At 69.3% G+C, this 24,892-nt stretch carries 22 protein-coding genes and 1 pseudogene; 7 read left to right on the top strand and 16 right to left on the bottom strand.

The genetic code is table 11. From position 1 onward, the window contains the following. Positions 1–1,524, top strand: a 1,524-nt coding sequence (locus I55_RS28965) for a TonB-dependent receptor domain-containing protein (RefSeq protein WP_044564201.1), incomplete at its 5' end; no start/stop codon positions are given. Positions 1,525–1,580: 56 nt separating this feature from the next. On the opposite strand, the gene I55_RS37915 is transcribed toward I55_RS28965, so the two are convergent. The 6 genes and pseudogenes from I55_RS37915 to I55_RS28940 form a co-directional block, all read right to left on the bottom strand. Beyond that, positions 1,581–2,048 (bottom strand): aldehyde dehydrogenase family protein, encoded by a 468-nt coding sequence (locus tag I55_RS37915; RefSeq protein ID WP_252181357.1) that lies wholly within the window; start codon positions 2,046–2,048, stop codon positions 1,581–1,583. 73 nt (positions 2,049–2,121) lie between these two features. Then, positions 2,122–2,970: pseudogene (locus I55_RS28960) on the bottom strand (aldehyde dehydrogenase family protein); the annotation flags it as partial. A gap of 177 nt (positions 2,971–3,147) precedes the next feature. Further along, on the bottom strand, positions 3,148–3,459 hold the full coding sequence (locus tag I55_RS28955; protein WP_252181356.1) for a cytochrome c family protein: 312 nt from the start codon (positions 3,457–3,459) through the stop codon (positions 3,148–3,150). Between the two features lie 164 nt (positions 3,460–3,623). Then, complete coding sequence (locus I55_RS28950; RefSeq protein WP_159107299.1) at positions 3,624–5,231, bottom strand: FAD-binding oxidoreductase; 1,608 nt, start codon at positions 5,229–5,231, stop codon at positions 3,624–3,626. Positions 5,232–5,316: 85 nt separating this feature from the next. Then, complete coding sequence (locus I55_RS28945; protein WP_044564194.1) at positions 5,317–6,579, bottom strand: MFS transporter; 1,263 nt, start codon at positions 6,577–6,579, stop codon at positions 5,317–5,319. Positions 6,580–6,614: 35 nt separating this feature from the next. Continuing rightward, positions 6,615–7,958: an MFS transporter gene (locus I55_RS28940; RefSeq protein ID WP_044564193.1), complete on the bottom strand. Its 1,344-nt coding sequence runs from the start codon at positions 7,956–7,958 to the stop codon at positions 6,615–6,617. A gap of 383 nt (positions 7,959–8,341) precedes the next feature. On the opposite strand from I55_RS28940, the gene I55_RS28935 reads away from it, so the two are divergent. Beyond that, positions 8,342–9,433 (top strand): class I SAM-dependent methyltransferase, encoded by a 1,092-nt coding sequence (locus tag I55_RS28935; RefSeq protein WP_199902760.1) that lies wholly within the window; start codon positions 8,342–8,344, stop codon positions 9,431–9,433. Next, positions 9,433–9,789 (top strand): hypothetical protein, encoded by a 357-nt coding sequence (locus I55_RS28930; protein ID WP_044564192.1) that lies wholly within the window; start codon positions 9,433–9,435, stop codon positions 9,787–9,789. The genes I55_RS28935 and I55_RS28930 overlap by 1 nt, the downstream gene beginning before the upstream one ends. Before the next feature lie 104 nt (positions 9,790–9,893). Here the strand turns inward: I55_RS28930 and I55_RS28925 are convergent, their stop codons facing one another. The 5 genes from I55_RS28925 to I55_RS28905 are packed head-to-tail and all read right to left on the bottom strand — an operon-like array spanning position 9,894 to position 14,725. Beyond that, positions 9,894–10,727: an SDR family NAD(P)-dependent oxidoreductase gene (locus tag I55_RS28925; RefSeq protein WP_044564191.1), complete on the bottom strand. Its 834-nt coding sequence runs from the start codon at positions 10,725–10,727 to the stop codon at positions 9,894–9,896. A 1-nt stretch (position 10,728) separates the two neighbouring features. Beyond that, on the bottom strand, positions 10,729–11,043 hold the full coding sequence (locus tag I55_RS28920; RefSeq protein ID WP_044564190.1) for an REDY-like protein HapK: 315 nt from the start codon (positions 11,041–11,043) through the stop codon (positions 10,729–10,731). Between the two features lie 32 nt (positions 11,044–11,075). After that, on the bottom strand, positions 11,076–13,109 hold the full coding sequence (locus I55_RS28915; RefSeq protein ID WP_159107298.1) for an FAD-dependent oxidoreductase: 2,034 nt from the start codon (positions 13,107–13,109) through the stop codon (positions 11,076–11,078). A gap of 14 nt (positions 13,110–13,123) precedes the next feature. Further along, complete coding sequence (locus I55_RS28910; RefSeq protein WP_049974614.1) at positions 13,124–14,320, bottom strand: class I SAM-dependent methyltransferase; 1,197 nt, start codon at positions 14,318–14,320, stop codon at positions 13,124–13,126. Between the two features lie 60 nt (positions 14,321–14,380). Continuing rightward, positions 14,381–14,725 carry a hypothetical protein gene (locus I55_RS28905; RefSeq protein WP_049974613.1) on the bottom strand — a complete coding sequence of 115 codons (345 nt, stop codon included), beginning with the start codon at positions 14,723–14,725 and terminating at the stop codon, positions 14,381–14,383. Positions 14,726–15,028: 303 nt separating this feature from the next. Here I55_RS28905 and I55_RS28900 point away from each other — a divergent pair, with 303 nt between their 5' ends. From I55_RS28900 to I55_RS28890, 3 genes are read left to right on the top strand one after another with little or no spacing between them, the layout of a single operon-like run. After that, positions 15,029–15,700 (top strand): hypothetical protein, encoded by a 672-nt coding sequence (locus tag I55_RS28900; protein WP_085940140.1) that lies wholly within the window; start codon positions 15,029–15,031, stop codon positions 15,698–15,700. A gap of 15 nt (positions 15,701–15,715) precedes the next feature. Beyond that, entirely contained in the window at positions 15,716–16,618 is a 903-nt protein-coding gene (locus I55_RS28895; RefSeq protein WP_044564188.1) for a LysR family transcriptional regulator, read from the top strand. A gap of 28 nt (positions 16,619–16,646) precedes the next feature. Next, positions 16,647–17,390, top strand: a complete 744-nt coding sequence (locus tag I55_RS28890; RefSeq protein ID WP_044564187.1) for a GntR family transcriptional regulator — start codon at positions 16,647–16,649, stop codon at positions 17,388–17,390. Here the strand turns inward: I55_RS28890 and I55_RS28885 are convergent. After that, a complete protein-coding gene (locus I55_RS28885) occupies positions 17,353–18,618 on the bottom strand; it encodes an MFS transporter (protein WP_044564186.1) in 1,266 nt (421 codons plus the stop codon). The two genes, I55_RS28890 and I55_RS28885, sit on opposite strands and share 38 nt — an antisense overlap. Before the next feature lie 248 nt (positions 18,619–18,866). On the opposite strand from I55_RS28885, the gene I55_RS28880 reads away from it, so the two are divergent. After that, positions 18,867–20,465 carry an FAD-binding oxidoreductase gene (locus I55_RS28880; RefSeq protein ID WP_044564185.1) on the top strand — a complete coding sequence of 533 codons (1,599 nt, stop codon included), beginning with the start codon at positions 18,867–18,869 and terminating at the stop codon, positions 20,463–20,465. A 22-nt stretch (positions 20,466–20,487) separates the two neighbouring features. Here I55_RS28880 and I55_RS28875 read toward each other — a convergent pair whose 3' ends face one another. The 4 genes from I55_RS28875 to I55_RS28860 all read right to left on the bottom strand — a co-directional run. Beyond that, positions 20,488–21,324 carry an alpha/beta hydrolase gene (locus I55_RS28875; RefSeq protein WP_044564184.1) on the bottom strand — a complete coding sequence of 279 codons (837 nt, stop codon included), beginning with the start codon at positions 21,322–21,324 and terminating at the stop codon, positions 20,488–20,490. A gap of 22 nt (positions 21,325–21,346) precedes the next feature. Beyond that, positions 21,347–22,348: an NADP-dependent oxidoreductase gene (locus I55_RS28870; RefSeq protein ID WP_049974612.1), complete on the bottom strand. Its 1,002-nt coding sequence runs from the start codon at positions 22,346–22,348 to the stop codon at positions 21,347–21,349. 33 nt (positions 22,349–22,381) lie between these two features. Then, a complete protein-coding gene (locus I55_RS28865; protein WP_199902759.1) occupies positions 22,382–23,356 on the bottom strand; it encodes a DUF1838 family protein in 975 nt (324 codons plus the stop codon). Positions 23,357–23,498: 142 nt separating this feature from the next. Next, a partial coding sequence (locus tag I55_RS28860) for an NAD(P)/FAD-dependent oxidoreductase (RefSeq protein WP_044564182.1) occupies positions 23,499–24,892 on the bottom strand: 1,394 nt, incomplete at its 5' end.

The following is a 24,892-nucleotide window of genomic DNA, read 5'->3' as shown; positions in this document are numbered from 1 at the left end:
CTGAACGGCATGGCGCGCGGCCAGGACGGTGGCAAGTTCCGCGACGCCACCCTGAACAAGGATGTGGGCGCGGAGGAATTCCAGGGCCTGCAGGCCGATGTCGCCTACAAGGGCGCCGCCCCCATCAGCGGCCGCCTCAGCGCCTTCTACACCAACCTGGATTCCGATGGGCAGTACGCCATCCCCACCAATCCTTACGCCAATGGCGTGGAAAGCCAGATCAGCACCCTGTCGGGGTCGTACACCACCAGCCTGTCGCCCTATCCCTCCTACACCCATACGCGGCAGTACGGCACGACCCTGAACCTGCAGGCCGACTATGACGGCGGCACCCTGACCTCCATCACCGGCTACTCCCACCTGACCAACAACTGGGGCCAGGATTTCTCCGGCGGCGTCCCCGCGTCCGCCCTGGGCATGGGCAGCGGCTATCTGGCGCTGTACGTGCGGGATTCCAAATCGACGCAGCACCAGGTCAGCCAGGAACTGCAAGCGGCGGGCAAGGCCTTCGACGGCTTCCTGGATTACGTGGGCGGCCTTTATTATTTCAGCGAATCAGCCACACAGGACATCGCGCAGTCCGTCTTCCTGGCGCCCAGCGCCCAGGGCTTCACGGTCGACACGGAAAGCTATGCCGCCTTCGGCCAGCTGACCGCCAACCTGACGGACAAGCTGTCGCTGATCGCCGGTGGCCGCTACACCGTCGATTACAAGCACCTGTCGGCCTATTTCGACGGCACCGGCCTTCAGCGTGACGACGCCTTCGCCCGCTTCACGCCCAAGACCGGCGTGGAATACAAGTTCACCCCCGACCTTCAGGCCTATTTCACCTACAGCGAAGGCTTCAAGGCGGGCGGCTACAACGGGCTGGCCGGCACGGTGCAGCAGTTGAACACCCCCTTCCGGCCTGAAGTCACCTCCGCCAAGGAGGCGGGGGTCAAGACCCAGCTGTTCGATAACCGCGTCCGCGTCAACGTCGCGATCTTCCAGAACGACGTTCATGACATCCAGCAGCTGTTCAACCTGAACGATGGCACCTTCCTGGTGGATAATTTCGACGCCCGCATCCGGGGGGCGGAGATCGAGGCGTCGTGGCGGGTGACCGGTGGCCTGACGCTGTGGGCCAACGCCTCGTTCAACGACGGCACCTACACCAGCGGCGGCAGCGCCAGCACCGTCGACACCAAGGGCAAGAAGGTGGTGGGGCTGCCGGACCAGCAGTTCAACATCGGCGCCGACTACAGCGCCGACTTGGCCGGCGGCACGGTCAGCTTCGGCGGCGACGCGCTGTTCCGCACGGGGTCCTATTCCACCATCGACAACGGCGCCATCGGCCACGTCCCGGACCAGAGCTTCGTCAACGCCTATGTCGGCTATGAGCGCGGCCCCTGGGTCTACCACGTGACGCTGAAGAACCTGCTGAACCAGAGCGGATACGTCACCGGCTTCGGCTTCTCCGTCATCCAGCCACGCTTCCCGCTGGATCCGCGCAGCGTGCTGGCGACCGTGCGCTACAAGTTCTGAAAATGGCGAAGGCCCAGCCCCGGCGACGGGACTGGGCCTTTCTTCCACCCGGTCGACTAAAGGACGGCGCAGACGGTCTTCCACTCCAGGTAATTGTCCAGCGCGGCCAGGCCGCTGTCACGGCCGTAGCCGGACTGCTTGACACCGCCGATCGGCAGGCTGGCATCGTACATGGAATGGGTGTTGATCCAGACGGTGCCGCACTGCAGCCGGCGCGACAGCCGATGGGCGTGGGACAGCGACTGGGTCCAGACGCTGGCGGCCAGGCCATAGACGCTGTCGTTGGCGGCGGCCACCACCTCATCCACATCGGTGAAGCGCTGCATCACCAGGACCGGGCCGAACACCTCCTCCCGCACGATATCCATCCGGGGCGCCACGTCGGCGATGACGGTCGGGGCGATGAAGGTGCCCGCCGGTCCCAGGCGGTCGCCGCCGGTTACGACGGCGGCACCGGCGGCGCGGGCGCCATCGATCAGGCCGGCCACCGTTTCGCCTGGCGGGGGGAGGACAGGGGGGCCCATCTGGGTTTCCCGGGTTCAGGCCGTGGCCAAGGGCCAGGCCCTGGGCGTAGGCCAACACGCCCTCCAGCACCCGGTCGTAGATGTCGGCATGGACATAGGCGCGCGAGCCGGCGACGCAGACCTGGCCGCCGTTGAAGAAGATGGCGTTGGCGACACCGGGAACGGCCAGATCCAGGTCGGCGTCCGGCATAACGATGACCGGCGACTTGCCGCCCAGCTCCAGCGTCACCCGCTTCAGGTTGCCCTTGGACGCGTCCAGGATGGCCCGGCCGGTGGCGGTGGAGCCGGTGAAGGCCACCTTGTCCACGTCGCCGTGGGCGGCCAAGGCGGCGCCGGTGGTGGCGCCCCGGCCGGTGACGATGTTCAGGACGCCATCCGGCAGGCCGGCCGCCATCATCAGCTCACCCAGGCGCAGGGCGGTCAGGGTCGTATCCTCAGCCGGCTTGAGCACCACGGTGCAGCCAGCGGCCAAGGCCGGGGCCAGCTTCATGGCCGTCAGCACCAAGGGCGAATTCCACGGCACGATGGCCGCGACCACGCCCACCGGCTCGCGCAGCGTCCAGGCCTGGACCTGCTTGCCCGCCGGCTGGTAGGTGACCGACGGCGTGATGGTCCGCCCTTCGATGCTCAGGCACTGTCCGGCGTAGTAGCGGAACTGACCGATGGCGCCCGGTATCTCGGCCCAGCGGCCCACGTACAGCGGCTTGCCCTGGTCCAGGGTCTCCAGCTCCGACAGCTCGTCGATGTGCTGTTCCAGGATGTCGGCGATGCGCCACAGGATGGCGGCGCGCTGCGCCGGGACGGTGGCGGCCCAGCCGGGGAAGGCCGCGCGCGCGGCGGCGACGGCCGCGTCCACGTCTTCGGGGCCGGCGTCGGGGAACTGGCCCAGCAGGCCGCCCGTGGCCGGATCCACCGTTCCCATGCGCTGGCCGGAGCGGGCCTGCACCCAGCGTCCGCCGATCAGCATGGCGCCGTCGCGCGGGGCTGCCAGAACGGCTTGCGCGCCAGCCGTCGCCGGAGCCACCGCCTGCAATAACTCAACCATGGCCTACCTCTTGATCCTTGTTCAGCAGGCCCGCCGCCCCCTCGGGCGGCAGGCTCAGCGCGTGGCTTGGCGCAGCCAGCCGATCAGCGCGTCGCGGTCGGCCTTGTCCGCCAGGCCGGCGAAAGCCATCGTGGTGCCCGGCACCAGGGCGGAGGGCCGCGTCAGCCAGGCGTCCAGGGCCTTTTCATCCCAGACAATGCCGCTGCCGCGCATTGCCGGGGAGTAGTTGAAACCGGGTGCGGAAGCCGCCGGCCGGCCGAACAGGCCGTGCAGGTTGGGGCCCACCTTGTTCGGCTTGTCGGCGGCGAACTCGTGGCAGGTCTTGCAGCGGATGGATAACCGCTCCCCCCGGTCCGTTTCGGCCAAGGCGGTTCCCGTGAGGGCGGCCAGGAAAAGGGCCGGAAGCAGAATACGGACGGCTGGATTCATTGACGCCTCGGACGAAGAATGGATGTCTGGAAACTGGCGGCGCGGCGATGACACTGTCGAGATCAAGACGCGCTATTGGCCGCCCGGTGAATAGAAGCCTGTCACAACCCCAACGCGCCGGGGTTGATCACACCGTCCGGATCGGCCCAGCGCTTGACGGCGCGCAGCAGGTCGTTGGCGGCCGAATCCCGGTCCTGGGACAGGGGATAGAGACGCCCCACCTGCAGGTGGGCGGCGCCATGGCGATGGTAGAGGGCGACGATGTCCGCCTTCAGCGTTTCCACCAAGCGCGTGCCTTCGGGGTTGGCGGGATAGCGGCCCAGGCTGGCGGCCGCCTCCGGCTCCAGCATGCGATCATGGAAGGGGGTGCGTTCCTCCTCCCAATAGATGGCGATCTCATAAAGGAAGCCGGTGGTGGTGATGGTGCTGAACATGGCGGCGGCCAGCACCTTGTGCCGTTCCATGGCCGGGGCGTGGCGGGCGTACAGCGCCTCAAGCCCGCGGCGGAATTCCGGCACGCGGCTGAACGGCAGGATTCCGTGCACCGGCACCCAGCGTTCGCCCTTGGGACCCAGGATGTGGTTCAGCGGTGGGAAGGGATAGGCCCGCACGACGGTGGGCATGGAATTCTCGATCTCGCGCCCAAAGGGGGCTGCGGCCGCCCGCACGCGGCGCACCATCGACCGTTCCTCATCCTTGTCGGCGGCGTCGATGGTGTAATGGGCGGAGTAATTGACGTCTTTGAGGAAACCGCGGCCGGCCATCGCGATCTTGGCCATCTGCCACAGCGCGCCCAGAGGCCCGCGCCCCGCCCGCCCCACCGCCATCAGCATCTTCAGGTCCGACTTCAGGTCGCCCATGCCCAGGCGCTGCTTCTGCAGGAAGGGATCCAGGCCGAAGCCCTCGGACACCACGCCCTCGCGCGCCACGGCGGCCATGCCGCCCAGCAGGCCCTGGAAATCCTGGAAGCCGAAGGACAGGCCGGTGACGATGGGCCGGCGGCGCATCAGGCGCAGCGCCGCCGCCGTCTTCACGCCCAGCGCCCCGGCATCGCCGCCGAAGACGCCGGTGAGGTCCGGGCCATAGTGCCGGAAAAACGCCTGCGCGCCCGCATGGCCCCAGCTGCCCGTGCGGATCAGGCGGCCGTCGGCCAGCGCCACCTCCATGCCCAGCAGGCTGTCCACGGCCGTGCCGAAAGTGCCCGAACCATAGGTCACCGCGTTCTGCGACAGGGTGCCGCCCACCGTGGCCCGGCTGCCGGAGAACGGACCCCAGAAGGGCGTGCGCAGGCCATGCGGCGCCAGGGCGGCATCCAGGGCCGCCCAGGTGACGCCAGCCTCGGCGACGACATACATGTCCTCGACGTTGATCTCGATGATGCGATCCAGGCGGCCGGTATCCACCATGACCGCGCCTGGCAGGTTGGGCAGGTAGCCGCTGGAATAGGACATGCCGCCGCCGCGGGGCACGACGGCGACGCCGGCGGCCCCCAGCGTCTTCAGCGCCAGGGCCAGGGCGTCGCGGGTGGCCGGACGGATGACGGCCCGGAGCGGCGCGCCGGCGGCATAGACGTCACGGCCGTAGAAGGCCAGGGAATCCGCATCCGTGATGACGCCATCCCCGCCCACGATGCTGGCCAGCAGGCGCCCCAGGTCGGGCGTGCCGGCTGCGGGAACGTCGGATTGGGCGGGCGTGGCGGTCATGGTCATGCGGCCGTCTTTCGCGAAGGAAGGGTCAATGGAAGGCGCCACCATGCCAGCCCGGGCCCTGCCCGGGGGCACGCCACGCCTGGCCTTATCCAGCCTGTGGACAGGGAACGGCGGACACGGCTCGGGGGCTGGGCCCCAGGGTGCCCAGCGCGATGGCGCCGACCAGGAAGCCCAGGGCGCAGGCCGCGAGCCCTGCGCCATAGCCGCCCGTCAGGTCATACAGCCGGCCCACCCCCATGGGACCCAGGCCGGCGCCCAGGGCGAAGAATCCCAACTGCCAGCCATATATCTCGCCGTAGCTGCGCAGCCCGAAATAGCGGCCCACCAGGAAGGCGACCAGGTCGACCTCCGCTCCCGCCGCGAACCCGACCAGCAACACGCCCGGCAGCACCAGGGCGAGATCGCCGGCCGACAGGTACAGCAGGCCGCAGCCCACGGCGGCGGCCGTCATCACAGCGGCGGACACGGCGGGCGGCGGCAGGCGGTCCACCAGGCTGCCCACCCCCAGCCGGCCGATGATGATGGCGAAGCCCAGCAGGCTGGCGATCTGGACGGCGCTGCCCCGGTCCAGGCCGTTGCCCACCAGGATGGGCACCAGGTGGACGATCAGGCTGGCCACCGCGAACGACGCGAACAGCAGGCCCACGGCCAGGAACCAGAATTGTCGGGTGCGCCGCGCCTCCGCCAGGGTGGCGCCGGGCGCTGAAGGGACAGGAGTCGCGGGGGCGGGCGCCTTGGTCCTCGTGGACGCGGGATTGTCCTGGAACAGGGCGCCCACGACCAGCAGGCCCAGGGCCGCCACCAACGCCGCCTGGCCCAGATAGGCGGCGCGCCAGCCGTGCGTCGCGATCAGCCATTGGGTGAAGGGCGGGGCCAGGATGCTGCACACCCCGGTGCCCGTCAGGGTCAGCCCCAGCGCCAGGCCGCGCGCCTGGGTGAAGGAGGCGTTCACCGCCCGGGTCCAGACGATGGGCAGCGTGCCGGCGCCCAGGACCATGGCGCCGCCGAAGGTGAGGTAGAAGCTGGTGAGCGTCGGGCCGATGCGGCTGAGCGCCGCCAGGCCCAGGGCCAGCAGCAGCAGCGAGGCCAGGCCAACGCGGCGGCCGCCGATCCGGTCCACCAGCCGCCCCACCAGGGGACCCAGGAACAGGGTCGTGGCGGTGGTCAGCAGCGTGGCGCTGGAAATGGCGGTGCGCGACCAGCCGAACTCCTGCGACAACGGCCCGATGAAGATGCCCAGGGTATAGAAGGTCAGGCCGGTTATGCCCAGCCCCACCCCTGTCGCCGCCGCCAGAACCGTCCGCCAGCCTTGGCGGAATTCATCCAACGCGCCGTCCGCCTTGCCCATGGTTCCATCCGCGCTCGGTTGCAGAAATTGTGCGGTCAGTCGCGGCCGAAGCGCCAGAACAGCGCGGCCGACGTGATGTTCAGGACGGCCGGCACCACGCCGAAGGCCAGCATGACGCCGGTCAGCGCCCGGGCCGTCTGGGGCAGGCCGGCGACGGCGCGGGCGGCGTCAAACCCGAAGCCCGACAGCACCAGTCCCACCAGCAAGGTACCGCCCAGCGCGAAGCCGATCTTGTCCACCGCGATCCAGGCGGCCGAATAAAGGCCCGCGTGCGCCTGGTCCTCCCCGGCGATATCGGTCATCAGGGAGAAGCCCAGCAGCGTCCAGCCGGAATTGAACACGGCCGCGACGAAGGAGAAGGCGTAGGCGGCCACGGTGCCGGCGTCAGCGCTCATCGACCAGGCCAGGTAGGACAGGCCATAGCCCGCGGCCGACAGGATGTAGATCGGCTTCTTGCCCACGCGCCGCGCCAGGGCGACCCACATCGGCTGGGCGACGACGATGCCGGCGCAGGCGATGATCACCAACCCGCCGATCAACTGGAAGGCGTCGGCGCGGGCCATGTTGTAGGTCAGGAAATACAGCATGGAGGCATAGGCCATGCCCGACCCGGCCAGCTGCATCAGGTTGGCGGCCAGCAGGACCGAGAAGCGCGGCGCCGCCAGCACGGCCAGCGCCTGGCCGAGGCTCAGGCGGACGTGCGCCGGGGCCGGGGCCACGGCCGCCTGACGGGCGGCGCGGCCGGATCCGAAGAAGGCCAGAACCAGCGCCACGGGACAGATCACCGCCAACACCCGCGACATGCCCTCATAAGCCGGCTGCCCACCCCCCAGGCTTTGCACGATGTACGGCGACAGGGCGCCACCCACCAGCACGCCGGCGGCGGTGAAAACCAGGCGCCAGGCCATCAGCACCGTGCGCTGGTGCGGGTCGGACGACAGTTCCCCGGCGATGGCCAGGTAGGGAACCGAGAAGCAGGCGAACACCATCATGTACAGGCTGAAGGCGATGGCCACATAGGCGACGCGCCCCGTGACGGACAGGGCCGGCACGTGGAACAGCAGGATGAGGGCGATAGGCGCGCCCACAGCCCCCACCAGCAGCCAGCGGCGGCGGGCGAAGCGCTGCTTCCAACGGTCGGACAGCACGCCCACGGCCATGTCGCAGCCCACGCCCCAGACCAGCTTGGGCACGAAGATGGCGGCACCGGCCAGCGCGGGCTCGATGCCCAGCACGTTGGTCATGAAGAACAGCAGCAGCAGCGACGGGACGTCGCGGAACACCTGGCCGGCGATCTGCCCCACCCCATACCCCGCCTGCGCCAAAAGGCTCAGTTGCCCCGCCGGGCGGGTTGGGGCGTCGGATAGCGCGGTGGTCATGGGTGATCCTTGTCCAGAAAATCGGGATCCAGAAAATCGGGGCCCTTCCTTTGACGGCCCTTCCCTTGACGGGACGACCCGCCATTAGTTCGCAGCAGTAACGGTTCGCGCGGGCTTTTAAAGCGCCGCACCCTCCGCCAACCATCAGGTGGACGGGGTGACGGACCCCGGTGGCCCGGAGGCCCGCGACCCCCTTCATTCAATGGGCAAGCACACCACAAAGCCTCGGGAGCGGCCATGCTGAACACGTTTCAACAAACGGCGCACCCGGCGCTGCCTTCGCCCACGCANGACGAGGCGGCACGCCAGGAATTCACCAAGAGTTTCAAGAACTTCATCCAGCAGAAGTTGCTGCTGGCCTGACCCCGGTCTACCAGAACCGCGTGGCGCCGGAGTTCGAGCGGGCCAACGGCCGCGCCCCGGCCAACCGCCGCGACATCCGCGCCGGCATGGTGCGCAACCTCTATTTCCAGCACTACGCCGCGGCCAACCGCATCGCGCAGGAACTGCTGTGGGAATCGACCAACGTCACCATCGAGCGCCAGTTGCCCGAGCTGAACGCCAAGGCGGCCGAGTTGTCGGCCAAGTCCAAGGCCATCTTGGACATTCCTGAGGGGTTCGAGGCGCCGCGCTATGTCACGGCGCTGGACATCCACTGCATGCCCGGCGGCTACGCCACCGAGGTGGCGCCGGGCGACATCTCCGTCGGCGCCCTGTACGACCGGGGCGTCTACCTCTACGCCATGGGGTACACCGGGCCCTTCAACGACGACATGGGCCGGTCGGTCTGCAACTACATCAAGCGGCGCCTGAACGGCTTCAAGCCGCGCCGCATCCTGGACATGGGCTGCACCGTCGGCCATTCCACCCTGCCCTACAAGGAACTGTTCCCGGATGCCGAGGTCTGGGGCATCGACGTGGCGGCCCCCCAGGTGCGCTACGCCCACGCGCGGGCCGCCGGCTTGGGCTTGGAGGTCAACTTCGCCCAGATGAACGCGGAGGAGACGCGCTTCCCCGACGGCCATTTCGACCTGGTGGTCAGCCACATCCTGCTGCACGAGACCAGCGCCAAGGCCATGCCGCGCATCTTCCAGGAATGCCATCGCCTGCTGGCGCCCGGCGGCTACATGATCCACGCCGACCTGCCGCCCTTCGACCTGATGGATCCGTTCACCCAGTTCATCCTGGATAACGAGACCTGGTACAACAACGAGCCGTTCTGGGGCGCCATGCGCGACATGGACCAGTACGACCTGGCGGAGCGCGCCGGCTTCGACCGTGCCGACGTGCGCTTCGACACCGCCCCCATGGCGGTGATGGAATTCGCGGCGCAAGCCGTGGCCGGCTACAGCGAGGATGCGGCCAGCGCCGTGGCGGAGCGTGAGTTCACCGCTGGCGAGTTCGCCCCCGGCGGCGGCTGGGAAGTGCTGATCGCCCACAAGCAAGACACCACCGCAGCCAAGGATGCCGCCTGATGGACAGCACCCGTCCCCACGTCGTCAAGGACGCCAAGGGCAAGCGCCCGACCTTCTATGACGCCCCCGGCCTGGACCAGGCCATGTCCATGATCCTGGTCCTGGCCAACGAGCTCTCCGTCCTGCACGACCGCTTGGACAGCGCCGAACGCGTGGCCAAGGCCAACGGCCTGGACCTGGCGGCCGGCATCGAGGCGCTGGTTCTGGACCAGCCGGCGCTGGAAGCGCGGGAAGCCTGGCGCCAGGACTTCCTGGACCGGCTGTTCTACCTGCAGCGCAAGGAGGCGGCGGAGGCCCGGCAGGAGGACACCGCGGACCGCTTCAACCGTACCATTGAGGAAATCGCCGCGCCGTAGAGGCCAGGTGATGGCGCTGGCGCATATCCATCTCCTCCCGCGCCAGCCCAATCCTGAGGGGCGCCGGTTCAACGCCGGCGCCCTTTTTTATTCGGTGTCCGGTGTCAGTGGTATTCCTCCCCTCCGCTGACGTTCATGGCCTCACCCGTGATGTAGGACGCCTGGTCGGAGCAGAGGAAGGCGCAGGCGTTGGCGGTGTCCGCCACCGCGCCGGGCCGGCCCAGGGGGACGCGGTCGCGCAGCCTCTGCCAATAGGTCGTCATGTCAACGCCGCGCCGGCGGGACAGCGTCTCCCGCTGCCAGTCGCCCAGGTCGGTGGGCACGTGGTTGGGACAGATGGCGTTGACGGTCACGCCGTGCCGGCCGAACTCGATGGCGGCGGACCGCGTCAAGCCGATCAGCCCGTGCTTGGACGCGCTGTAGGCGGACATCAGGCTGATGCCCGACTTCGCCGCCTGCGAGGCGATGGAGACGATGCGGCCGCCCTGGCCGCGCTCGATCATGGCCGCACCGGCGTACTTCATGGCCAGGAAGGCGCCCCGCAGGTTCACGCCCATCACCGCGTCCCAGTCGGCCACCGGCATCTCGGTGACGGCGCCCACCAGGAAGCCGATGCCGGCGTTGTTGACCAGGATGTCCAACTGCCCGAAGGCGCCGACCGCCTGGTCCACCATGCCGCGCACCTCGTCCTCCACCCTGAGGTCGGCGGTGACGGTGGCGCAGTCGACGCCCAGGTCGGTGACGGCGGCCTTTACGGCCGCCATCTCGTCCCCCAGCGGAACGCCGGCGCGGGCCGCGGCGTCGGGCGCCACGTCATGCAGCACGACGCGGCAGCCCTCCTCCGCCAGGCGCAACGCGATGGCGGCCCCCAGTCCGCGCAGACGGCCAGCCCCGGTCACCAGCGCGACCTTGCCTTTCAGGTCGGGATAGCTGGGCATGTCAGGGCTCGATCCGGTCGCAGGCGACGAATAGGGGGTTGTCGGCGAAGGCGCGGAACTCCGCCGCCACCCGACGCATGGTGTCGGTCGCGACGTCCCCCCGGAAGCCGTCGGCGTCATCGATGCGGATGATCTCGATATACTGATAGGGCGGCGCCTGGTCGGAGCCGCGCACCTGATTCAGGCGGAACAGGTCGAAGCCGCCGATGGACGGCAGCGCCCGCACCGTCGGCAGGTCCGTGGAGCGTGCCCAGGCCTCATAGGCGGCGGGGTCGGCATCGGCTTTCAGGTTGAACAGGGCGATCAGGTAGGACATGGGCGCAACGCCTCTCTCTTGAACAATGGGTTTCAGACAAGCATGCCGACGCCGTGACCTTCCGACGTCGCGTCCAGCAGAAGGCGCGGCGCGTAGGCGTCGCCCACCAGGTGGACGTCAAGGCCGGCCGCCATCAGCGGCGCCAAAAGGGCGGTGTTCGGGACCCGGGGGGTGGCGAAGGTATGCAGCGCCACATCCTCGATCCGGCGGGTCGCCCCGGTCAGCACATGGCGCAGGATGATCTCCCCCTCCTCGAACGCGGAAGACGGGTCGGGCGCGTGAAACGGCAGGATCTCCACGCCACGGCCCAGCAGGCGGCGGTGGATGCCCTGGCGGTTGACCAGCGCCTCCGCCCCGGCGATGCGGTCGCGCGGTGTGGCCAGCACCACCTTTTCGAACCGCGCCGCCAGGAACTCCGTCGCGGCATAGGTGAAGGCGGTGCCGTCCTGGTCGAACACGACGGCCGTGCCCGCCTGGCGCGCGGTAACCCGGGCCAGCAGGGCCACGGCTTCGCGAACATCGGGAAAATACCCCTCGCCGCGATAGTCCGCCGGCAGGTAGGCGGGCCAGGATGGGCTGGCCCCCGTCGCCAGCACGACCGTGTCGGGGTCCAGCGCCAGGATGTCATCCAAGGTGGCCGCCGCCCCCAGCCGGAAGTCGACACCATGCCGGTCCGCCGCCAGCCGCTGATAATCGTAGACGCTGCTGAGGCCTTCGCCACCGGGCAGGATGGCGTGCAGCCGGGCCTTGCCCCCCACTTCGTCGCCCTGGCCCAGCACCGTGACCTGGTGCCCACGCGCGGCGGCGGTCCAGGCGGCCTCAAGTCCGGCCGGGCCGGCGCCCACAACCACGACGCGGCGCGCCGGTCCAGTGGCGCGCCGCGGTGTCCAGTCGGCCTCGTCCTCGGCACCCACGCGCGGGTTGTTGTCGCATCGCAGGGTGCCGTGGGTGGCGATCAGGTGCCAGCACGTGTTGCAGGAGACGCAATAGCGGATCTGCGCCTCCCGCCCCGCCCGCGCCTTGTTGGGCCACGCCGGGTCGGTCACCAGCGGCCGGGCCAGCATCACCAGGTCGGCCAGGCCGTCGCGCACCAGGCGCTCCCCCTCATTGGGATCGGTGATCAGGCCCAGGGCGCCGATGGGGGTTCCCGGCGCCGACCGGCCCAGCGCGGCGATCCTGGCCGCATAGGGCACGCGCGGGCCGTGGTTGTCCGGCAGGTGCCAGTCCAGGGTGTCGGCGTGGGAGCCCCAGCAATAGGTGATATAGCTGGCGGCGCCAGTGCCGTGCGCGAGGGCGGTGATGGCCGCCGCCTCTTCCATGCCGATGCCGCCCGGCAGCCCATCCTCGCCCGGCAGCTTGACCCCGATCAGGAAATCGGGCCCGCAGTGCCGCCGCAGTTCCCGCAGCAGGTCGGTTAGCAGGCGGGTGCGGCCCGCCAGGTCGCCGCCATAGCGGTCCTCCCGCTGGTTGGACAGCGGCGACAGGAACTGGTGGAACAGGTGGCCGTGGCCGGCCGACACCTCAACCCCGGCGAAGCCGGCGGCCTTCAGCAAGCCGGCGGAGCGGACGAATTCCTCGATCACGCCTTCGACCTCGCCGGTGGTCAGGGCGTGGGCCACCGTCCAGGACAGATCGTCGGGCAGGGCCGACGCGCTGATCAGCCGGCCGACGCGCCCGTCCTCGTGCCGGCCCCGGCCGGGATCCTGGATCTGGCCGACCAGGCCGCACCCCTCGGCCTCCACCGCCGCCGCCCAGCGCGCCAGGCCGTCGGCGTTCACACCCGACAGCACCTCCACGCGCACGCCATTCAGTTGCCGTGACAGCACCGCCAACGGCTCCGTCACCGTCAAGGCGGCGCCGCCGCGCGCGCGGTTGACGTGATAGGCGATCAGCTTGTCCGTGACCCGCCCCCGCTCCTGAAAGCGGGTGGTGGTCGAGGCGTGGACGATGCGGTTGCGCAGGGTCCGGTGCCCCAGCTGGATGGGGGAAAACAGATGGGGGTAGGCCGTGTCCACGGCCCACCCCTCCTCCTGTGGCGGCGTCACCGCCGCCAACTGTTCCTTCATGCGCATCCCACCGCTCAGCCCGGCTTGCGCGCGCCGAAGATGAACCAGCCGCCGCGCCCATGGGGCGGCGCCTCGATTTCCCCCTTCAGGAAAGCGGGATAGCGGTCCATGTCGAAGCTGGTGATGTCGGGGATGGTCAGTTCCAACGCGCTGTCGCGGGGAAAGCCGGCGGCCACCACCAGTTCCGTTGGATCCTGCGAGCGGTAGTCCCGGTAGAACGGCTCGTTGTTGTGTTCCGTATCCCAATCATAGGCGAAGTTCATGAAGGCGTCGCAGGCCTTGTGCGGCGGCAATTCCATGAAGACCAGCAGGCCGCCGGGAGCCAGCAGGCGGTACGCCTCCTTCAGGATCTGATGCGTCACGGGCACCGGCACCTCATGCAGGAAGAAGCTGGACACCACCAGGTCGAAATGGCCATCGGGGAAGTCGGTGTGGGCCGCATCCTGCTGGCTGAAATGGATGGCCACATCCTCGAATTCCGCCTTGGCGTGGCCGTAGCGCAGGCCTGGGGCCGCCACGTCGATGCCGTGCGCCTCCAGCCCGGGGAAGGCCTTGGGATAGGCCGTCAGGTTGGCGCCCGACTGCGTCGCCATGTCCAGCATGCGCCGCGGCGCGAACGCCGGGTATTTGGCCTTAAGCCAGTGCGCGATGGACTGGCCGACCCCCGCGAAGTTGCGGTTCTTGGTGATGCGGCCCTTGCCCGCGATGGGTGACAGGCCCCGGCCCAGCAGGACGCCCTGCGCCACGTCGTCGTCCACGAACTCCGAATGGTAGCTGCCGGCCGCCAAATGGACGTCATACTCCGTCATGTAGTCCGGGACGACCAGGTCGGGGTCCAGGCGCAGGGAGCCGCCGGCGGCGTTGGACTGCGCTGCGGACTTGGCGATTTCGATCATGGCGGGCAAGGCGCGCTCCACCGCCGGCTGGCGGGCCAGCGGCCCCATCTCCTGCGCGTTGTAACGGATGGAGCTGTAGAACTGGTAGAAGGGGTCGCCCTTGATCGCCTCGGCGATCTCCGCCCCCGTCTCCGGGGCGCGGCCGTGTTCCCGCTCGAAGGCCGGCTTCACGTTGCGCTCATACGCCGTGCGGCAGTCGAACCGCAGCCGCAGCATGGCGTGGGTGTGGATGGCCGCCACGGCGCGTTGCCGCGCGAATTCGTCATGGGTGGGCACCAATAGGCTGTCAATATCCGGTACCGTGTTCGTCGCCATCGCCTTCATCCTGTTCCATCGATGCTGGATCATCCGCCGCGCCTGGGCGGCGGGCTCGGGTTACGCGTCGTGCCGGGGCGCGGGCTCACCCACGGGCTCATGCAGGCGCAGCACCCGTTCCACGAAGGCGGCACGATCAGCCGCCCGTTCCGCCTCCACCTCCGGCGGCGGGATCAGGTCCCGCAGTTCGGCGCGGCTGATGCCGCCCTTCTCCTCCAGCATCCGCTCCAGCGTGTCCTGGCGGTCGCGCAAGACCATGACCTCGGTCATCAGTTCCATGAAGAAGGTCATCATCTGATCCATGGTCGGATCATCGAAGAACTGGGACCGCTTGCCCTTGATCACGCGGGGGAGGACGCGCCCGCCCGCCAGCGGCGCACCGGCCGCCCCATTCGCCTCAGTCATGCCCTGCCTCATCGTTCCTGTTCGGCTGTTCCGGCACGTTGTCCGGACAGGCACAGGGTAGCGGGGGGCGGCGACGGCGCCTCACATCCAGTTGTCCTTCGCCACAACACCGGGATGTGGGCCGCGCCCCGCGACCACCAGCCGGACACCGGGCCGATTTGTGATGGTTGGCTTCGGGCGGATTGATCGAAATCGCCGGCAGCGGTCGATATGTCTGGACATATGGGCGTCACCCAGGATGCGCCGGACGGCACCGCGCCACGAAAACGATGGGGGTCACGGCACGTCATGGAACTCTTAGGCATGTACCTGGATACGCATCTGGTCCTTAAATGGCTGCACATCATCGCCATGGCCTACTGGCTGGGTGGCGAGTGGGGCGTGTTCAACGCGTCGCGCCCCATCGTCGATTCCAGCCTGTCGCTGGACGAACGGCGGCGTCACATGGAAACCGCCTATCGCATCGACATCATTCCGCGCACCGGCATCATCCTGCTGCTGCCGCTGGGCCTGCACCTGGGGCACAACCTGGGCGTCCAGCCACTGGGCGGGCCGTGGCTGGTCGGCATGTGGATATTCGTCGCCTTCTGGGTCGCGCTGGCCCTGTCGGCCTTCTTCAAGCGCGGGACCGACATCGGCATCCGCCTGACCAAGATCGACGAGTCCATCCGCTACGTCGTCATCCCGGCGCTGTTCTTCACCGGGGTCTACAGCCTGATCACCGGCGGGCCGCTCACGGCCTACTGGTATGCCGCCAAGGCGACGCTGTTCTCCGGCCTGCTGATCATCGGGCTGATCCTGCGCTTCGTCATGCGCGACTGGGTCATGGCCTTCCGGCAGCTGATCTCCGGCGGTCCCAACCCGGCCATCGAGGCGCGCCTGACCACCATCATGGCCTTCTCCCGCAAGCTGGCCTACGTCTACTGGGCCGGGATCATCACCATGGCCTTCCTGGGCACGGTCAAACCCTTCTGACGGGGGGCGGGCGCCATGGAGCTGCGCGACCTTGAGTACTTCCTGGCCGTGGTCGAGACCGGCAGCTTCACCGCCGCCGCCCGCGACCGCGGCCTCAGCCAGCAGGCCCTGTCCAAGAGCCTGGCGCGGCTGGAGGCGGAGCTGGGCGTGGTGCTGCTGGAGCGCACGCCCAAGGGCATCATGCTGACCCGCATGGGCCAGTCGCTGCAGCAGCATGCGCGCAATGTGCTGACCGAGGTCGCGGTGTTCCGCCGCGACCTCGACGTCGCGCTGGGCCGCAGCGGCAACCGCTTCACCCTGGGCATGAGCCCGGTGGCATCGGCCGGGATCGGCAGCGGCGCCGTCATCCGCCTGCAACGGCGCTATCCCCAGGTGCGGCTGTGGATCGAGGGCGGGGTCAAGGCCGACTTCACCCGCCTGCTGCTGTCCGGCGACCTCGATTTGGCGGTCACCACCGGCAGCGAGGATGTCGATCCCCAGATCATGGTGACCACCCTGGGATTGGAGCGGTGGCTGGTGGTGGGCCGCCGTGCCCATCCCGTCCTGACCACGGCGCGGTCGATCGCCGATCTGGCCGGCGCCGACTGGCTGTTCGGCAAGCTGCCGGACGGCCTGGACATGTCCGTCGACGAGGCGTTCGTGGCCGCCGGCCTAAACCCCATCCAGGCGCGGATCAGCACCGTGTCCATCCCCTTCGCCCTATCCATCCTGGCGGCCACCGACATGCTGGCCCTGCTGCCCCAGTCCCTGGTGGCGGACCATCCCGGTCTGATGGGGCGCGACCTGGCCCAGGGCCGCTGGACCACCCCCCTGATCATCATGCGCCGGCGCCGCGCGGCCCTGTCCCCGGCGGCGGCCGACCTGATCGACATCCTGAGGGACGAGGCCCAGCGCCTGGGCCGCGACCCATTCCCATGAGCAAACGCCCCATGAGCGGATGCCCCCTATGAGCACGCGGAAACACGGCGCCACCGCCGCCCCGCGCTATCTCCAGGTGGCGCAAATCCTGCGCGCGGCCATCGGCGCCGGCACCTACCGGGTGGGTGACGTCCTGCCGGGCGAGATGGAGCTGTGCGCCCTCTATGACATTTCGCGCCATACCGCGCGCGACGCCCTGCGGGTGCTGACGCAGGAAAAGCTGGTGACCCGCAAGCGGCGGGTGGGCACGGTGGTGATCGCGCCACCCGGCCCCGCCCTGTTCGTCCAGCCCCTGCACGGCTTCAAGGACCTGCTTCAATACGTGGACCAGGACAGGCTGAACATCCTCTACTACGGCGCCGCCCCCGCCGACGGCCTGGCCCGGGTGCTGGACCTGCCCCCGGAGGATTGGCGGGAACTGCGCGGCTATCGTGGCCAGGGGTCCAGCACCGTGGGACTGACCCGCATGCTTCTGCGCGGGGATTGCGCGCCCATTCGCGCGGAGATCGAGGCCGCGGGCACCGTGGCGGACGCGATGGAGGCCCGCTTCGGCGTCGTCGCGGCCCGGGTCAACCAGCGCATCAGCGCGCTGGTGCTGGAACCGTTGCTGGCCCAGTTGCTGGGTGTGGCCGCCGGCAGCGCGGCACTGCTCACCCAGCGCCTGTACCTGGACGCAGGGGGCCGGCTTTTCCTGGCCAGCGAAACCGTGCACCCCGGCGGCAATTTCGCCTACGTCATGAGCTATGAGCGGGAACGGCAGGGCCAACCCTGACGGTCGGCAGGCTGGCGGGATAACGCCCGAGCAGCAGCAGCAGGGCCGCCCCGCCGGCGAACATCACGGCCGCCACCGCCAGGATGGGCGTGTAGCTGCCCGTGGAGGCGAAGACATAGCCGTAGATGGGGGCCGATATCGCGGCGCCGCAGCCGAAGCTGGCGTACAGCATGCCGTAGATGCGGCCATAATAGGCCATGCCGAAATAGCGCCCCGCCAGATAGGCGATCATGTCGGCCTCCGCCCCCGCGGCCCCGCCCAGCATCACCGCGGCCAGGACGATCAAACCGGTGGACGTGGTGTCGCTGATGAAGATGAGGCAGCCGATGGCGGGCATGGCCAGCAGGGGAAAGGCGGCCAGGGGCGCCCACACGCGGTCGACCAGCATGCCCGCGCCGATACGGCCGACGATGATGGCCAAGCCCACGCAGCCCGCGATCAGCGCGCCGGTCTCGCGGCTCAATCCCTTCAGCCGCACCATGTTCTGCAGGTTGGTGTGGAAGCCGCCGTAGGCGACGGATATGACCAGGAAGGCCAGCATCATGATCCAGAAGCGATGGTCCCGCGCGGCCTGGGCCAGGGTGAAGCCGGTCCGGTCGATCGGCTCGCCGCCCGACACCGCCACCGGGGCCTGGCCCGTCGCGGGTTCCCGCATGAACGCCCAGACGACCGGCAGCGCCACCAGCAGGGGCAGCAGGGCCAGAACGGCATAGGCCCAGCGCCAGCCCCATTCCTTGATCAGGAAGACGGTCGTCGCCGGCAGGAAGAAGGCGGCCAGACCCGTCCCGGTCAGCATGATCCCCAACGCCAGGCCGCGCTGGCGCACGAACCACAGATTGACGGCCCGGGACCAGGTGACGGGCGTCGAGCCGATGCCAACCATGCCGATCAGCAGATAGCCGGCATAGAACATCGCCAGCGACCCCGTGAGGCCCAGGGCGGCGAAGACCAGGGCGAAGCCCAGCAGGGAGAGCAGACCCACCACCCGCGCGCCGTGACGGTCCGCCAGGGCGCCCACGATGGGCGCGCAGGCGCACCCCGACAGGCCGAAACACATGACCGCCGTCATCACCGCGCCGGCGTTCCAGCCGAACTCCTGCCCCAGCGGTTGCAGGAACGAACCGATGGTGTTGTAGGGTAGCGGAGACGCGCCACACATGGTGCCCAGCGTCGCCGCCAGCAGCACGCTCCACCCCCGGGCGAACTCACCCTTCACCGCCTCACGCATCCAGACCCCCCGTTGTTATGATGCCGCAGGGTCCCAGAGTGGCACCACGCCGCGCCGAAAAGCCGGCGGCGGCCGTGTGCCGGACCACTGTGCGGACAGGGGCCCTGGAACCAGTGCGTGCAGGACACGGGATCGCCGCACCATGCCCGGCATCAATTGGGCCACAAAGTGCCCCACCGGCGGCCCTGGGGCGCCGGCCGAGATCGATCACGATCAGACGACGGACAGAACAGAGGGGCCGGGCCGCAATGGCGACGAAATCCACCACCATGTCCTTGGACATCGACGCGCTGGCCAGCCAGTTGGCCGCCATCGTGGGCCACGCCAACGTCCATGTCGACGAGGCCACCCGCGTCTTCCATTCCCAGGATGTCTATGCCCGTGCCGCCCACACCGCGGCGCTGGTGGTGGCCCCGGCCGACACCGCCCAGTTGGCGGCGACCGTCGCGGCCTGCGCCGCCGCCGGCTACCACTGCGCCCCGCGTGGCGGGGGGATGAGCTACACCAAGGGGTATCTGCCGGCTTCGCCCGCCACCGTGACGCTGGACCTGAGCCGGATGGACCGGGTCCTGGACATCCGTCCCGAGGACATGGTCGTGACCGTGCAGGCCGGCTGCACCTGGAAGACGCTCAACGAAGCCTTGGCGCCGCTGGGCTTGCGCACGCCGTTCTGGGGCACCCTGTCGGGCATCGCGGCCACGGTGGGTGGCGGCATGTCCCAGGGCAGCGCCTTTTTCGGCGCCGGCCACCATGGCACCGGCGCCGAAAGCATGGTGGCGCTGACCCTGGTTCTGGCGGACGGACGCGTCCTGCGCACCGGCGCCCGTGGCGCCGACGGCGACAGCCCATACTACCGATTCTACGGACCGGATCTCGCTGGCCTGTTCACCGGCGATTGTGGCGCCTTCGCCATCAAGGCGGAGGTCACCCTGCGCCTCATGCCGGCGCCCAAGCATGAGGCCCACGCCTCCTTCACCTTCAAGAGCAGCGCCGACATGTTCGGCGCCATGGCCGCCGTCGCGCGGGCGGGCATCGCGTGCGAGGTGTGCGGGCTGGATCCGCGCCTGGGCCAGATCCGCATGAAGCGCGCATCCCTGGCGGCCGACCTCAGCGCCCTGAAGAGCGTGGCGGGCAAGCAAGGCAGCCTGCTCGGCGGCCTGAAGGAGGCGGCGAAAATCGCCTTGGCCGGCCGCGGCTTCATCGACGCCGCCGATTTCGCCCTGCACCTGATGTGCGAGGGCCGGTCCGCCGCCGGTGTCGCCGACGACCTGGCGGAGGCGCGCGCCATCGCCGCCCGCCACAACGGGCAGGAGGTTGAGAACACCGTGCCCAAGGTCATGCGGGCGCAACCGTTCGTGGCCCTGAACTCGATGATCGGGCCTAATGGGGAGCGCTGGGCCCCCATCCATTGCCTGACGCCGCTGTCGCGCGCCCATGAAATCTACGCGGCGATCGAGGCGGAGCTGGAGGCCATGCGCCCCGAGCTGGATGCCCAAGGGGTGGATCACGCCTACCTGTTCACCACCATGTCGACCACCGTGATCATCATCGAGCCCGTGTTCTACTGGCCCGACGCCCTGCGGGAACTGCACCACGCGTCGGTGGAGGCGTCCTACCTGGCCAAGCTGCCGAAGACCCCGCCCAACGCGGCGGCCGCGGCGGCCGTCGAGAGTGCGCGCCAGCGGCTTCTGGACCTGTTCCAGCGCAACGGCCTGGGCCACTTCCAGATCGGCCGCACCTACGGCTATCGCGCGTCGCGCGACGCCGCCAGCGGCGCGCTGCTGGAAGGGTTGAAGGACATCCTGGATCCGGAGCACCGCCTGAATCCTGGCGTGCTGGGGCTGTGACGGCCCCAACACGCCAGAAACTTCAGCCGGCGAAGACGATGACCGCGTCCCGCAGCCGGGCGCCATAGTCCGGCGCCTGGAAACCGGGCAAGGTGCCGAACATGGCGCCAGCCTGGGTGGCGACGTCGCGGGTGGTCCCCAGCAGTGGATCGTCTTCCGACGCCAGGGCCAGGATGGGCTGGCCGACCAGGCCGATGCGCGCCGGCGGATCGTAGGCGAAGGCGGCGCGATAGCTGAGGGGATAGGTGTCGTTGGCCTTCAGGACCTCCAGCACCCAGTTGTGCAGCGCCTGGGGCGTGCCCAGGCCGTTCGCGCGGCGGTGTTCCCGGTCCCGGGCGAACCAGGGGAAGAACAGGTACTGGTCGCGGCAGAACATGAAACAGCGCATCAGGTAGGCGCCGTCCAGGTCGGCGGTGAACGGCAGCGCGTAGCGCTTCAGGTAATCCGCCTGCTGCTCGGGCGAAAAGACGGCGATGCCGTCCAGCACGACCTTGCGGACGATCCCCGGCGCCGCGATGGCGAGTTCCATCGCGATGTTGGCGCCGGTGTGGGAACCGTAGACCACCGCCTGTTCGATCCCCAGGTCCACCACCGCCTGCAGCAGGCCGGCCGCCAGGTCCGCGATCGTGGGCGTGGCAATGGATAGCGGGCTGCTGTCCCCATTGCCGGGGGTGTCGAAGGCGACGACCCGGAATTCCGCCGCGAGAAGGCGCATCAGTCCCTCAAGCTGCTTGGCGCTGCCGGGGGACGCGTGATGCATGATCAGCACCGGACCATCGCCGATGGTGCGGTAATGGACTTGGCCGAAGCTGGTGTCGACGAAGCCCCGCCGGATGGCGGGGACGGCAGGCGTTGTCATGAAAGAAAGTCCTCTTGTGGGCTTACGCGCCGGCGTCCACCCGCACCAGGGCCTTGCCCTGGTTGTGGCCACGCATCAGACGCTCGAAATGGGCGGGGGCGTTGGCCAGGCCGTCGGCCACGTCCTCGACGGGGCGCAGGCGTCCTTCCCGCATCCAGGGAATGGCGATATCCAGCCATTCCTGCCGGCGGGCCAGGAAGTCGTAGACCACCAGGCCATGGACGTGCAGGCGGCGCGTGATCAGCGGCACCACGGGCAACACCGCCGGCGGCCCACCGTGATAATGGTCGACCATACCGCACAGCACGATGCGGGCGCCGACCCGGACACGCGCCAGGACCTGATCCAGGACGGCGGTGCCGACATTTTCAAGATAGGCGGTGGGGCCGTCGCCGGTGGCCTGGGCGAAGCGGTCCGCCCAATCCGGCGCGCGGTAGTCCACGCAGTCGTCAAAACCATAGACGTCGCGAACCAAGGCGCATTTGGCGGGACCGCCCGCGATCCCGATGACGCGGGCCCCCAACAGGCGGGCGATCTGCCCGGCGGTACCGCCGACCGCCCCGGCGGCGGCGTCCACGGCGAACACGTCGCCCGCCCCCACCCGCGCCAGTTGGGTGACACCGGCCCAGGCGGTCAGGCCCGGCATGCCCAGCACCCCCAGATGGGCGGCGACGCCCGCCGCCCGATCCACCAGGCGGGCCTTCCCGGCGTCCAGGACACCGATTTCAACCCACCCCACCTCACCCGTCACCAAATCGCCGGGCCGGAAGTCGGGGGCGCTGGACCGCAGAACCTCGGCCACGCACTCCCCCGGCAGGGGTTCACCCGGCGCCGGGGCGCGGGCGCCCATGTGCCGTCCCCGCAGCACGGATCCGATATAGGGATCCAACGACAGGTACAGCACCCGGACCAGCAATTGCCCGTCGTCCAGGCGGTCCGGGACGTCGCGTTCCCGCACCTGGAAATCCGACGTCACCGGAACGTCCACGATGGGACGCGCCAGCACCACCTCCATCGTCTTCATGGCGGCCCGCCTCCTGCTTCAGGTGGATGCGCGTCAGCGGCCCGGCAGAACCCGGGGCGGCGGCGGCATGGGCGGGGTCCAGCCCGGCGGAACCGGCGCCGGCTTCTGCTCGCGGGCGTAGTTCTCGATGCTGGAGAGGGACGGACCGTAGTCGCTGTCCGGCGCCGACAGCCACTTGGGATCCTTGGCCCGGGCCGCGGCGACCAGGTCGGCCGGCAGCTGATCCAGGCTTTCCACGGCGCCGAAGCTGCAGAAATAGTTGATGCAGCCGGGCGCCTGCCCCATCAGCATCCAGGGCAGCCATGGGGTGACGCGGGCCCAGGATCCGACGCATGGCACGTGGGTCTTGGCGGGGTTCTCCAGATCCTCCCGCTTCACCACGTACTTGAACATCTCCGACACCCGGCTGTAGGAGCCGGCGGATTCGCGCGGCCATTTGTCGGGCTGGAGGGCCGAGGGGTAGAACAGGTGGATGTCGGTGGTCAGGATGACCGTGCCGTCCGGCCCGTAGGCCCAATCCAGCAGCAGCGGCCGCTTGGGCGGCTTGTCCTTGTTCAGCCCGCCGTAGGACGGCGGCTCGGGGAGGAATTCCCCGATGGTGTAGTTGAAGGGATCGTTGGCGATGGGGACGACGCGCACATCCTCCTGGGTGTAGGGGTTGTGCCAGGTCTCCATGATCTGCCCGGTCTGCACATCGCGGTAGAAGCCGATCTCGCGCAGCATCCGGCGCCAGCTGCCGTCCGGCAACTGCTGGGACCGCACGACGCTGAAGCCATCGACGGTGAACAGCGTCCGCACCGGTTCATTGTCACGCACGCCGTAGACGCCGCCCCGGAACCAGCCGATCTTCTGCTTGGTCGGATCCAGATCCATGTCCAGCCGGGCGAAGGCGTCGCGATTCCACTTCGGATCCTTGAAATCGATCTTGGTCAGGAAGGCGGGTGCCGCCGCCTGCGCCGGGACCACGCGCCCCAAGGTGCCCGCGACGGCGCCCGCCGCCAGGGTCATTGTCGCCAATCCCAGGCTTTGGCGCCTGGTCAGTTCCGGCCCGCTCATATTCCCAGAGTCTCCCGCTGTTGGTTCGTTGTCAGGGTGACGGTTCGAGCCGCCCCGTCCGCCGTCAGGCGGGGCCGGGGCGATCCGGCGCGTTTCAGACTTTTTCCAGAATTTCCATGGCGGCGGCCTCGCCCGTCTCCATGGCCGATTCCATGCCGTGTTCCAGGCGGCGCAGGTGCTCGCCCGCGAAATGGATGCGGCCCGCCGGCTTGCCCATGTCGGCGGCGAAGCGCTTCACCTGGCCAGGACCGAACACATGCTTGTTGCCCCGGACGTATGGGTTGCGGCCCCAGCTGTAGCCCAGGATGTAATCCAACGCGCCGACCATGGACGGCCGTACCCGCGCCAGTTCCGCCTCGACCAGGCTGGCCTGCAGGGTGACGTCGCGGTCGTCCCAGCGGGTGGCGCCGTCGCCGTTGACCCAGACGATCAGGGTGTCGATCACGCCGCTGTCCGGGTTCTTCAGGGCGAAGGCGCGCTCGAACGGCAGGTCGGTCCACAGCGACGGCGGCAGGCCGTCCTTTTCCCAGTACGGCTTGGTGATGCGATAGTGGAACTGCGTGGTCGCGGAATAGAGCGCGCCGGCGATGGCGTCGGCCTGGGCGTCCGGCAGGCCGGGGGTGAAACGGATGTGGCGCACGGCCGAATAAGGGGCCGCCACCACCAGGAAGCGGCTGGTCAGCACATCGCCGTTATCCAGCAGGACCTTGACCTTGTCACCCGACTGGTCGACCGCGCGGGCGGGGCTGTTCAGCCGCACCGGCGTCTTCAGCGCCGCCGCCATGGCCGTGGGCAGTGCGTCGGAACCGCCGACGATGTAGCTGCGCTCCATGTTGTTGACGCCGTACTGCGGCTTGTTGGGGTCGGTGAAGCCCTCCGCCCGGGCGCGGGCCAGGTCGCGGAAGATGCTGAGGGCGGAGATGCTTTCCAGGCTGGGGCCGTTGACATCGACGTTGGCCAGGCTGATCGCCGCCTCCGACACGCCCTTGGACCGCATGAACTCAGCCGCGGAGACGTCATGAACCAGATTGGCGGGATCCAGCCACGCCGCCGTGTCCTTGAAGGGCAGCCAGCGCTGGAATAGCCCGGTCTGCAGGACATAGGGCAGAATGCTCCGCTCCGCCCCCCGGGTCATGTTGTTGGCCGCCCCGGCCCAATCCTTGGGCAGGACGGACGCGCCGTCGACATGGATCAGGAAATCGGTGGGAATGCCGCCCTTGGTGGTCAGGCCGACGTTCAGCCGGCCGCAGGCGTCGCGCACGCGGCCGTAGAGCGCACCCACCTCGCTGGCGCCCAGTTCCGCCTGGTAGCCGTCCTTGCGGGCGGTGCGCAGCCGGCCGCCCACCCGGTCCGAGGCCTCGACCACCTGCACGCTCAGTCCCTGCCCTTCCAGGATGGCGGCGGCGTTGAGGCCGGCCAGACCGGCGCCGATGACGACCACGTCGACGGCCTGCGGCCCCTTGGCCCAGGCACGGCCTGACGCCAGCA

The sequence above is a fragment of the Azospirillum sp. B4 genome, from assembly GCF_000333275.1.
Lineage (GTDB): Bacteria > Pseudomonadota > Alphaproteobacteria > Azospirillales > Azospirillaceae > Nitrospirillum.
This window is presented reverse-complemented; position numbering and strand designations above follow the sequence as displayed.